Source organism: Azospirillum sp. (assembly GCF_035628975.1).
GTDB lineage: Bacteria > Pseudomonadota > Alphaproteobacteria > Azospirillales > Azospirillaceae > Azospirillum.
Window position 1 is genome coordinate 1 of record NZ_DASPIS010000092.1, and the last position, 10,949, is coordinate 10,949.

Annotated in this window: 11 protein-coding genes and 3 tRNA genes; 9 read left to right on the forward strand and 5 right to left on the reverse strand. The window is 68.3% G+C overall.

Annotation, left to right across the window (positions count from 1 at the left end; all coding sequences use genetic code 11):
• The 3 genes from VD964_RS19665 to VD964_RS19675 all read right to left on the reverse strand — a co-directional run.
• Window positions 1–159, reverse strand: a 159-nt coding sequence (locus VD964_RS19665) for a GTP-binding protein (RefSeq protein ID WP_324865289.1), incomplete at its 3' end; no start/stop codon positions are given.
• An 80-nt stretch (window positions 160–239) separates the two neighbouring features.
• Window positions 240–313, reverse strand: a tRNA-Gly gene (locus tag VD964_RS19670).
• Window positions 314–375: 62 nt separating this feature from the next.
• Window positions 376–461: transfer RNA gene (locus VD964_RS19675), tRNA-Tyr, on the reverse strand.
• Window positions 462–602: 141 nt separating this feature from the next.
• Here VD964_RS19675 and rlmB point away from each other — a divergent pair.
• The 3 genes from rlmB to VD964_RS19690 all read left to right on the forward strand — a co-directional run bounded on the left by rlmB (window position 603) and on the right by VD964_RS19690 (window position 2,184).
• Entirely contained in the window at window positions 603–1,502 is a 900-nt protein-coding gene (gene rlmB, locus VD964_RS19680) for a 23S rRNA (guanosine(2251)-2'-O)-methyltransferase RlmB (protein ID WP_324870204.1), read from the forward strand.
• Between the two features lie 83 nt (window positions 1,503–1,585).
• Window positions 1,586–1,661, forward strand: a tRNA-Thr gene (locus tag VD964_RS19685).
• Between the two features lie 259 nt (window positions 1,662–1,920).
• Complete coding sequence (locus VD964_RS19690; protein WP_014246867.1) at window positions 1,921–2,184, forward strand: hypothetical protein; 264 nt, start codon at window positions 1,921–1,923, stop codon at window positions 2,182–2,184.
• A 121-nt stretch (window positions 2,185–2,305) separates the two neighbouring features.
• On the opposite strand, the gene VD964_RS19695 is transcribed toward VD964_RS19690, so the two are convergent.
• Together VD964_RS19695 and VD964_RS19700 are read right to left on the reverse strand one after the other, a co-directional pair.
• Window positions 2,306–2,887 (reverse strand): polysaccharide biosynthesis/export family protein, encoded by a 582-nt coding sequence (locus VD964_RS19695; protein ID WP_324870205.1) that lies wholly within the window; start codon window positions 2,885–2,887, stop codon window positions 2,306–2,308.
• 334 nt (window positions 2,888–3,221) lie between these two features.
• Window positions 3,222–4,490: an outer membrane beta-barrel protein gene (locus VD964_RS19700; protein ID WP_324870206.1), complete on the reverse strand. Its 1,269-nt coding sequence runs from the start codon at window positions 4,488–4,490 to the stop codon at window positions 3,222–3,224.
• Between the two features lie 388 nt (window positions 4,491–4,878).
• Between VD964_RS19700 and VD964_RS19705 the strand changes: the two genes are divergently transcribed.
• The 6 genes from VD964_RS19705 to VD964_RS19730 all read left to right on the forward strand — a co-directional run bounded on the left by VD964_RS19705 (window position 4,879) and on the right by VD964_RS19730 (window position 10,800).
• On the forward strand, window positions 4,879–5,052 hold the full coding sequence (locus VD964_RS19705) for a hypothetical protein (RefSeq protein ID WP_324870207.1): 174 nt from the start codon (window positions 4,879–4,881) through the stop codon (window positions 5,050–5,052).
• A 385-nt stretch (window positions 5,053–5,437) separates the two neighbouring features.
• A complete protein-coding gene (locus VD964_RS19710) occupies window positions 5,438–5,878 on the forward strand; it encodes a MarR family winged helix-turn-helix transcriptional regulator (protein WP_324870208.1) in 441 nt (146 codons plus the stop codon).
• 159 nt (window positions 5,879–6,037) lie between these two features.
• The gene (locus VD964_RS19715) at window positions 6,038–7,336 is read left to right on the forward strand and encodes an ABC transporter substrate-binding protein (RefSeq protein ID WP_324870209.1); all 1,299 of its coding nucleotides are present in this window, start codon (window positions 6,038–6,040) and stop codon (window positions 7,334–7,336) included.
• 166 nt (window positions 7,337–7,502) lie between these two features.
• Window positions 7,503–9,350: an ABC transporter permease gene (locus tag VD964_RS19720; RefSeq protein ID WP_324870210.1), complete on the forward strand. Its 1,848-nt coding sequence runs from the start codon at window positions 7,503–7,505 to the stop codon at window positions 9,348–9,350.
• A complete protein-coding gene (locus tag VD964_RS19725) occupies window positions 9,347–10,090 on the forward strand; it encodes an ABC transporter ATP-binding protein (RefSeq protein WP_324870211.1) in 744 nt (247 codons plus the stop codon). Before VD964_RS19720 ends, VD964_RS19725 begins: the two co-directional genes overlap by 4 nt.
• Window positions 10,087–10,800 (forward strand): ABC transporter ATP-binding protein, encoded by a 714-nt coding sequence (locus VD964_RS19730; RefSeq protein ID WP_324870212.1) that lies wholly within the window; start codon window positions 10,087–10,089, stop codon window positions 10,798–10,800. Before VD964_RS19725 ends, VD964_RS19730 begins: the two co-directional genes overlap by 4 nt.
• Window positions 10,801–10,949 lie beyond the last annotated feature (149 nt).

Genomic DNA, 10,949 nt, shown 5'->3' on the forward strand with positions numbered 1-10,949 from the left:
CGCCTTGTCGATCTGGTCGTAAGCGGTGAAGGTGGCGCCGCCGGACTCCGCCAGCACCTTCGTGATCGCCGCCGTCAGCGACGTCTTGCCGTGGTCGACGTGGCCGATCGTGCCAACGTTGCAGTGCGGCTTGTTCCGCTCAAACTTTGCCTTCGCCATCGCTTTGGTCTTTCGTTCCCGACGTTCCGGACGCACACAATGGCCCGGCCGAGATCGGTTTTCCGTGGCGCACGCGGGATTGGAGCGGGTGAGGGGAATCGAACCCCCGTCGTAAGCTTGGAAGGCTTCTGCTCTACCATTGAGCTACACCCGCAAGCATCCCGCCGGCGCGACCGTCCGGGGCAAACGCGATCACGGACAAGCCGTGGAAAGTAGTGGTGGAAGGGGCTGGATTCGAACCAGCGTACGCGTACGCGGGCAGATTTACAGTCTGCTGCCTTTAACCACTCGGCCACCCTTCCAATCCGCAGCCTGGCAGTGCCCGCCGCGGAGTTCGGCAATATGCGAATTTTTCAGACCTTGTCAACACGGGTTAAGCGGTTCACACCAGAAAAAATTCGGCCGCTGTTTCCGGCGGCCCCCTCCCCTCCTTCGTGGGTACCATGACGCGCTCAAAACATCCGGGTTCCGGCCGCCGATCCGACAAGCATTCCGTCCACGCCGCGGGTACCCCGCGGGCGACCGCTCCGCGGCAGGAGCAGGCGGACGAGGGTGCGCGCAGCCGTCGCGGCGGGTCGAAAGGCAACCGCCCGCCGTCCGCGCGCGGGGTCCTTCTCTATGGCTTGCATCCGGTCGCCGCGGCTTGGACCAACCCCGAGCGGCGCATTCACCGGCTGCTGGCCACCGAATCCGGCCGGGCGGCGCTGGAGCCCGCCTTCGCCGCCGCGCGCGCCCAGGGGCTGCAGCGGCCCGAGGCGTCGATCGTCGACCGGACGGAACTGGACCGCATGCTGCCGGCCGGCGCCGTTCACCAGGGGATGGTGATCGACACCTCCCCCCTGCCGGAGCTTGGGATCGAGGATCTCTGCAACGAATTGGCGGATGAGCCTTCGGCGGTGATCGTCGCGCTCGATCAGGTGACCGACCCGCACAATGTCGGCGCCATCCTGCGCTCCGCCGCCGCCTTCGGAGCCCGCGCGGTGGTGGTGACCGAACGGCACGCGCCGGAGACCACCGGCGTGCTGGCGAAGAGCGCGTCGGGCGCCCTGGAGGCGGTGCCGCTGGTCCGCGTCACCAACCTGGCCCGCGCATTGACCGATCTGCAGCAGAACGGCTTCTGGGCGGTGGGGCTCGCCGAATCGGGTGAGTCGACGCTGGCGAAGTTGAATTTGACCGGCAAGACGGTGCTGGTGATGGGGGCGGAGGGCAGCGGCCTGCGTCGCCTGACAATGGATCGCTGCGACACCATCGCCCGGCTGCCCACCGGCGGTCCGGTCGGCAGCCTGAACGTATCCAACGCCGCCGCCGTCGCCCTCTACGAGGTGGCCCGCCTGCGCGAGTGAGCGTCATCGCGCGCGAACACGGGCAAGTGCTTGTTTACGCGGAAAAGGGACGCTAAGGTGTGCGTCCCGCAAGCGTCGGGTGCGCCGGATTAGCTCAGCTGGTAGAGCAGCTGATTTGTAATCAGAAGGTCACGGGTTCGATTCCTGTATCCGGCACCACCGCGCGGGCTCTTTCACCCATCCCCTCCCCGCAATGACGATGCCTCCCCGCAGCGACGACGCCATCGGAGGCCGAGCGGAGCGGCGGCCGCTGCAGGGGTTGCGATAGCGAACAGGACGCCAGCCCGCGTCCGTCATCGGGAACTCCCCTGAAATCGGCCGCAGGGTCGCAGATCGTCGCACCGGGGAACCCTCGGCAGGCGGCGGCGGTTGGAGGAGGCGACAGAACGCCCCTCACAGCTTGTGCGAAAGGCCGACCATGACCAAGCCCCAGCGTCCCGAGTCGGGCCGTGACACGCCCACCACGCCCAGCGCGGAGGCCAACCGGATGCGCGCGGACATCGACCGCGGGTTGACCGGCGACAAGGTCCCGGCCACCGACCCCGCCGCCGCACCGCTCGGCACCGACGACGAGGCCGCCGGCACCACCCCGCCGCACGGCATCTCGCGCGATCCGGTGGTTCCCCCGAACCAACGCATGCCGTCGGGACAGAAGAAGGGCGGCGATACGCTGGACACCTGATCGCCACCGCCGGCTATCGCCGGACAGCAGAAAGCCCGGCCGGGACATCCTCCCGGCCGGGCTTTCCGTTGGTCGCCCTGGCGATGCCTGGGTTCGAATTTCCCAGGCTGAAATCCTGGGCTCAGAAATAGCGCTCCGGCACGCGGACCACGTCGTCCGGCATCACCGAGGTGGTGATCGGCGCCCGGCGGATTTCCTTCTTGGGATCGGCGCCGCGGGTGATCAGGACGTAATCCTCCTTGGCGCGATAGGTGTAGCCGCCGGCCATCGCCACCGCCGACAGGGCGGTCATGCCGTTGACATACTGGTATTGGCCGGGATTGCGCACTTCGCCCAGGATGAAGAAGGGGCGGTGGTTCAGCACCTCGACGCTGACCTTCGGGTCCTTCACGTAGCCGGCGGACAGACGGGTGGAGATTTCCTTCTCCAGATCGCGGGTGCTGCGGTCCTTGGCCGAGACCTCGCCGATCAGCGGCATGGCGACCTTGCCGGTGCCGTCGACGCGGAACTCGCCGGAAAGTTGCTCCTCGCCGAAGACGATGACGCGCAGCGCGTCGCCTGCACCCAGACGGTATTCGCTGATCTGGCCGACACTGGCGGTTTCCAACGGCGCGTCGTTGCCGGCGCAGCCGACCATGGCGACGGCAAGCGCAGTCAATCCGATCCCCTGGCCCAGCGCACGGATCACATGACGTCGATTCATCCCTAAACCCTTTCCCTGGCTGGTGGGTGCCTGCCGCAGCGCCCGGTCCGGCACGATGGTACAGTTCCGAGAACCCGTCCCATTCGCCGGTCGCCTTGCGGTGGCGCCCCTTGGTCACGCACCTGAATTCGGGTGGAGACTAGCAACTCGCAAGCGCTTGGGAAAAAGTGGAGAGGAATTACCGCGTTCGGATCTCTCCAGTACATCGCCCACGATAACAAAAACAGGCATAAGAAAAGGGCGCCCGTCATAGGACGGACGCCCTGTACTGTTCAGCGGAACCTTTAGGCCCTTCGGCCGGACTTCGCCGGTCGGCGGGCCTAGAACCGCTGGATTACATCTGCGCGCCGAGACGCAGGTAGATCAGGTTGTCGCTGTATTCGGCGGCGCTCACGTTGGAGCTGCGCTTTTCATAGGTGTAGCCGCCGGTCATGAACAGGTAGCGGTTCATCTGGTAGGTGCCGCCGACGCCGGCCGTATAGACCTTGTCGTTGCGGTCGTTGCCGTTGAAATCGTCCTGGCGGTACTGCAGGCGGCCGTTCAGCACCAGGGTGCGCAGCAGTTCGTGGTCCACGCCCAGGGCGAGGACGGTGCGGGTGTAGCTGGACGCGGTGCCGAAGCCCGGGCTGGCCGTGGTCTCGCGCACCTGGCGGCTGGCGGTGGCGCTGACGGCAGTCAGCTGCGTGACCGCCCAGTTCAGGCGCCCGCCGAAGGACAGGCCGCTGAAGTCCTCCAGACGCGAATCCTTGTAGTTGCGGACCATGTAGCCGGCGAAAACCTCGCCGGTGATCAGGCCGGTCAGCTCGGTGGCGAGACCGCCGACCACCTCGTAGCCGTCCGAGTCGCGGTCGAGGCCGAAAGCGTCGCGGTCGTTCTTGTGACGGGTCCAGGAATAGGTGCCCTGGACGAAGGCCTCGTAGCCCTCGATGAACTCGTAGCCGACGCGGCCGACCGTGCCGTATTCCCAGCGGTCGCGGTCTTCCTGGCGCGCAATGCCGCCGCCGATCACGCCGACGTCGTCATACTCGCTGTACTGGGCGGAGCCGGACAGGCGGGCGCGCAGGCGGTTGAAGCGCTGGGTGTAGCCGGCCTCGCCGCCGCTGGTGCGGTAGACCACCGGCTCCGTATAGCCCGACAGGCTGTTGATGTCGCCGCGGCCTTCGTGGTTGCGGCGATGGAACAGCTGGCCGTCCAGCGCACCGCCCTTGTTCACGTCGAACCGACCGGCCGCCTGCAGGGCATAGTCGGTATAGTTCTCGCTGGAATTTTCGCGGTAGCGGCCGGCATCGGCGGAGGCCGAGAAGTTCAGCGCGTGGGCGGCGAAGTCGGACTTGATGTCGATCCGCGGACGGACGGTCCAGATGATGTCGTCCTGGTGGTTGTCGCGGGTGGCGTAGACGTTGGTGTCGTAGGTGGCGCCCGCTTCCACCCGCGGCAGGAACAGGAAGGAGCCCGCGCGCAGGCCGAGCTGCTCGACCTCCGGCCGGCGACGCTCCAGCACGGTTTCGCCACGCTGCAGGTCATCCTGGGCGGCGGCGGGAAGCGACGTCAGCCCGGTCGACGCGAGAGCGAGGGCGAGAAGGGAAAGGGTGCTGGTCTTCATGGAGTCACCGCGCTTGGCTGGGTTCGGTCGGCTCACTGGGCCGGGATTCCGGCTCCTTCGTGGGAGTGCCCGGCCGCCGTCCCTTGTCGGGACCGGATGCGGACACATCCTCGGCAAAGACACAACAAGGCGTGCTTGCCATGCAACAGTGAAGCCCGCGCCACACCGCTTTTGCATCGTCCTGTGGTGTGGCCGCAACAAAAGCTCGCAGTAGGCAGAGAACAGCCTCGGCAGTGACCCGCTTGATTCCGCCGCGTTTTTCAAATGGTCCTAAGATGAAGGTCATAGCCGGCGACGGCTGGACTGGTCATACCGGGGAGCACCTGTTTGGAACCGGCCGGCCGGCATCGGGTTGTTCATGGCGAATCCTGATCAGGAAAGGTGCCTCATGACACGCCGACTCGACACTCCGCCCCCGCCGCGCCCGACCAAGCGCCCGCCCGACGCCACCACCCCGCCCTACACGCCGGGCGGCGTGACGCCCCCGACGGGCGAGGGCGCGGAAAGCCCCGACGAGAAGACCGCTCCGCCCGACAGCTATCCGCCCAAGCGGAACCCCTGAGAAAGAGAAGCCTCGGAAAAGTCGAGCGCCTGACAAGGATAGGCCGCGGGCACGGGCAGCCTCGGCAAACGATCTGTTCCGGCATCGCAACCGCCGGAACTTGCGGCGTCATCGACGCATGGCTTCCTTTCGGACTCTTGGGCCTTCTTTTGTTGCTCGCATCATGACAGATGCATCGCTGTGGCTCTATGACGCATCCGCGAAGGTTGCTCTGCGGTCATTGTCTTCCCTACGCTTTCCATGAGGAACGCATAATGGACGCATCGGATGGCGACAGGCGGCAAACGCCGCGCCATCCCTGCCCACGCAGCCGGGAGCGGCGGTCCGTGCCCGCCCCAGCCTTCGCCCCGGACCGAAGGCGGGCGCGAACCACGGGCCCGTTGCCATGGACGACTTCGGACGACTGCCTCCCGACGACTACCAGTTGGCCGGCCAGGTTCACCACCGCCTCCGGCGTGCGCACCAACGCGCCTCGGCCATCTTCATCGATCTGATCGGCGATTCGCTGCTGACGCCCACCCAATGGGCGGCGCTGGCCACCCTGTATGCCGAGGGTGCGCTGTCGCAGAACCAGCTCGGCCGGCTGACCTACATGGATCCGGCGACCACCCAGGGCGTGATCCTGCGGCTGGTGGAGCGCAACCTGGTCGAACGCCACCCCGACCCGCAGGACCGCCGCCGCACCAGCGTCAGCCTGACGCGGATCGGGCAGGCGTTGGTCATCGACCTGATGGCGAATGCCGCCGCCGCCCACGAACGCACGCTGGAACCTCTGTCCGAGGAGGAAAGGGTGCAGTTCATGGCGCTGCTGGTCCGGCTGATGTAAGGCGGACGGTGTCCGCCGGACTGCGAATCGGGCGTGGACGCGGGAAAACACCCGATCAGTCGGTGACTTTTGCGCGGGGTTTGCTATGAACGCGGTGTGTTGCGTCGCACCGCGACCCGGACACGCCGCTGGTCTCTCACGAACCGGGGTCCCCGCAGGATGAAGCACCGCCGCCCGACCGCCTCGCCGCTGGCGAAGCCCCTTCTCCCGGCCGCTCTGTTCGCCGCCGTGTCCTTCGCAACCATCGCCTCCACGCTGGCCGGCATCGGCCTGACGGCCGCTCCCGCGGCGGCGCAGTCGGCGAAAGCGCCGGTGACGTTCTCCGGCGCGCCGGTGCGGGTGGGTGAGATCAACAGCTATACCGGCCTGCCCGCCTTCACCATCCCCTATCGCCAGGGCTGGCAGCTGGCGCTGGAGGAGATCAACGCCCAGGGTGGCGTGATCGGCTGCTGCGAATTGCAGGTCGTCTCCCGCGACGACGCCGGCAAGCCCGACGACGCGGTCCGCGTTGCGCAGGAGCTGGTGACGAACGAGGCGGTGGACGTGCTGGCCGGCACCTATTTCTCCCACATCGGGCTGGCCGTCGCCGATTTCGCCGCCCGCAACAAGATGCCCTTCGTCGCGGCGGAACCGCTGACCGACGCCATCACCTGGTCGAAGGGCAACCGCTACACCTTCCGCCTGCGCCCCAGCACCTACATGCAGGCGGCGATGCTGGTGGAGGAGGCCGCGAAGCTGCCGGCCAAGCGCTGGGCCACCGTCGCCCCCAACTACGAATACGGCCAGTCGGCGGTGGCGTGGTTCAAGCAGCTGCTGAAGGAGAAGCGCCCGGACGTGGAGTTCGTGGCGGAGCAGTGGCCGGCCCAGGGCAAGCTGGAGGCCGGCCCGACCGTGCAGGCGCTGGCCGCCGCCAACCCGGAGGCGATCTTCAACGTCACCTTCGGCGCCGATCTCGCCAAGCTGGTGCGCGAGGGCGAGGGCCGCGGCCTGTTCCGCAACCGCAAGGTCGTCAGCCTGCTGACCGGCGAGCCGGAATATCTGGAGCCGATGAAGGACGAGGCGCCGGAAGGCTGGATCGTCACCGGCTATCCCTGGGACCAGATCGACACCCCCGTCCACAAGGCCTTCGTCGCCGCCTACACCGCGCGGTTCAAGGAATCGCCCAAGCAGGGCTCGGTCGTCGGCTACACCACCATGAAGGCGATCGCCGCCGCGGTCACCAAGGCCAAGTCCGCCAACGCGGAACCGATCGTCGATGCGCTGGCCGGCCTGACCATCGACAGCCCCTTCGGCCCAGTGACCTTCCGCGCGTCCGACCATCAGGCGACCATGGGCGCCTATGTCGGCACCACCACGGTGAAGGACGGCCGCGGCACCATGAAGGACTGGCGCTACGCCGACGGCGCCAACTACCTGCCGCCGGACGACGTGGTGCGCAAGATGCGGCCGGCGGAGTAAGGCTGCTGGCTTCGAGTGTCCCCTCCTTCTTCGATTGCCCCCTCCCTAACCCTCCCCCACCTTCGGTGGGAGAGGGAACTGCCGCCGCTCTGCAACTGACTCCCTCTCCCTCGAAGAGGGGGAGGGTTGGGGAGGGGGCAGGAGTCCGCACCGAAACGACGAATCCATGTCCTTCCTCCTCGTCCAGGCCCTCAGTGGGCTCGCGACCGCGGCGACGCTGTTCCTGGTGTCGTCGGGGCTGACCATCGTGTTCGGCGTGACGCGGATCGTGAATTTCGCGCACGGCTCCTTCTACATGGTCGGCGCCTATGCCGGCTGGTCGCTGATCGAGCGGTTCGGCGGCACGCCGGCCGGCTTCTGGGGCTCGGTCGCCGCCGCGGCGCTGATGATGGGCGTGCTGGGCGCAGCGATGGAGATCGGGCTGCTGCGCCGGCTCTACCGCTCGCCGGAGCTTTTCCAACTGCTGGGCACCTTCGGCGTCGTTCTGGTGGTGCAGGATCTGACCGCCTGGGCCTGGGGGCCGGAAGATCTGCTGGGCCGCCGCGCGCCGGGGCTGAGGGGCTCCGTCGACATCCTGAGCCAGCCCTTCCCGCTCTACGACCTCGTGCTGATCGGCCTCGGGCCGCTGGTGCTGGGGCTGTTGTGGCTGCTGTTCAACCGCACCCGCTGGGGCACGCTGGTCCGCGCGGCGACACAGGACCGCGAGATGACCAGTGCCCTGGGCGTCGATCCGGCGCGGCTGTTCACCGGCGTGCTGTTCCTCGGCTGTGCGCTGGCCGGGCTGGGCGGCGCGCTGCAGGTCCCGCGCGAGGCGGTGACCCTGCATATGGACATGGCGATCGTGGTGGAGGCCTTCGTCGTCGTCGTGGTCGGCGGCATGGGCAGCCTGACCGGCGCCTTCATCGCCTCTCTGCTGATCGGGCAGCTGCAGGCCTTCGGCATCCTGGTCTTCCCGCAGATCACGCTGGTGCTGGTCTTCCTGTTCATGGCGGTGGTGCTGGTGCTGCGCCCCCACGGCCTGCTCGGCCGGGCGGAGGAAACGCCGCCGACCGCACCCGCCGCCGTCACCGTTCCGCTGTCGGCCGGTCGCCATGCCGGCGTTTGGGCATTGACCCTGCTGGCGGTCATGGCCGCGGCACCGCTGGTCGCCGGCGATTACGCGCTGATCCTGCTGACCGAGGTGGTGATCCTCGCCCTGTTCGCCGCCAGCCTGCATCTGCTGATCGGGCTGGGCGGACTGGTATCCTTCGGCCATGCGGCATGGTTCGGGCTGGGCGCCTATGGATCGGCCCTGCTGGTCAAGTATCTGGGCGCGCCGATGCCGCTGGCGCTGGCCGGCGCGCCGGTGCTGGCCGGGCTGGGGGCACTGGTGGCGGGCTGGTTCTGCGTCCGGCGGTCGGGGCTGTATTTCGCCATGCTGACGCTGGCCTTCGCCCAGATCGTCTGGTCGATCGCCTTCCAATGGTATGCGGTGACCGGCGGCGACAACGGCATCCTCGGCGTCTGGCCGTCGGCCTGGGCGGCGGGCAAGGCGGCCTATTACTGGCTGACTCTGGCATTATGCGGCGGGGCGCTGTGGCTGCTGCGCCGGGCGGCCTTCGCCCCCTTCGGCTATGCGCTGCGGGCCGGGCGCGACTCGGGCCTGCGCGCCGAATCGGTGGGCATCGACGTGCGCCGCTTCCAATGGATGGCCTTCGTTCTGGCCGGCACGGCGGCAGGTCTGGCCGGCGGGCTCTATGCCTTCGCCAAGGGCAGCGTCTTTCCCACCCTGCTGGCGGTGCCGCAATCGGTCGACGCGCTGGTGATGGTGCTGATGGGCGGAATCCAGACCGTCGCCGGGCCGCTGGCCGGCGCGGTGGCGTTCCACCTGCTGGAGGCCCAGGTGATGAGCATGACCGACTGGTGGCGGCTGGCGCTGGGCCTGATCATCGTCGCGCTGGTACTGGTCTTCCCCAAGGGGATCGTCGGCTTCCTGTCCGGCCTGCGTTCGAAATTTGGGCGGAGGCGGGCATGAGCGAGCTGGTGGTGCGCGACCTGCAGCGCTCCTTCGGCGGGGTGCAGGCGGTGGGCGGCGTGTCCTTCACCCTGCGCTCCGGCGACCTGCTGGCGCTGATCGGCCCGAACGGGGCCGGCAAGAGCACGTGCTTCAACCTGCTGAACGGCCAGCTGCGGCCCGACTCGGGCTCGGTCAAGCTGGACGGGGCGGAATTGGTCGGGTTGCCGCCGCGGCGCATCTGGGCGCTGGGCGTCGGGCGGACCTTCCAGATCACCGCAACCTTCGCCTCGATGACGGTGGCGGAGAATGTGCAGATGGTGCTGCTGTCGCGCGCCCGCCGGCTGTTCGGCCTGTGGCGTCCGGCCGCCGCCCAGTTCCGCGGGCCGGCGCTGGCCCTGCTGGACCGCGTCGGCATGACATCGCAAGCAGACCGCCCGTGCGGCGTGCTGGCCTATGGCGACGTGAAGCGGGTCGAGTTGGCGATGGCGCTGGCAAGCGAACCGACCGTCCTGCTGATGGACGAACCGACCGCCGGCATGGCGCCTGCCGAACGCCTCGCCCTGATGGCGCTGACGGCGGAACTGGTGCGCGAGCGCGGCCTCGCCGTTCTGTTCACCGAACATGACATGGACGCCGTCTTCGGCCACGCCACCCGCGTGCTGGTGCTCGACCGCGGCCGGCTGATCGCGGAAGGCTCGCCGGATCAGGTGCGCGCCGACCCGCGGGTTCAATCCGTCTATCTGGGAGGCGAGGCGTGAGCGAAACCCTGCTGACGGTGGACGGCCTCCAGGCCTGGTACGGCCGCGCCCATATCCTCGACTGCATCGCCCTGACGGTCGGCCGTGGCGAGGTGGTGGCGCTGATGGGCCGCAACGGCGCCGGAAAGACCACCACGCTGAAGGCGATCATGGGGCTGGTGGAGCGGCGCGCCGCGAGCCTGCGATTCGACGGACGCGACCTGTCCGCCCTGCCCGCCCACCGCATCGCCCGTCTCGGCGTCGGCTATGTGCCGGAGGACCGCCGCATCTTCGCCGACCTGACGGTGGAGGAAAACCTGGAGGTCGGCCGCCAGCCGCCCCGGCCCGGCGCTCCCGCCTGGACGCCGGAGAAGCTGTTCGCCTTGTTCCCCAACCTCGCGGAGATGCGCGGCCGCCGCGGCACCCGGATGAGCGGCGGCGAACAGCAGATGCTGACGCTCGCCCGCACGCTGATGGGCAACCCGTCGCTGCTTCTGCTCGACGAACCTTCGGAGGGGTTGGCGCCGCTGATCGTGAAACAGATGGCCGAGGCGGTGCGGCGCCTGAAGGCGGAGGGGCTGTCGGTCCTGCTGTCCGAACAGAGCCTGTCCTTCGCCTCCGCCGTCGCCGACCGCGCCTGCGTCATCGAAACCGGCCGCCTGCGCTGGACCGGCACGATGGCGGAGTTGATGGCGGACAATGGGGTGAGGACGGCCTATCTGGCGGTGTGACCTAATTCCCCCTCTCCCCCCCGGGGAGAGGGTCGGGGTGAGCGACTGTCTGGCCTGTCAAGCTTCCACAGCGAGTCCGGCCCGAACTTCGCGGGCTTTGGCATTGAGCCTGACGAGGAGCTTTCTGGCGAGAGCGACGCGGATTGCCT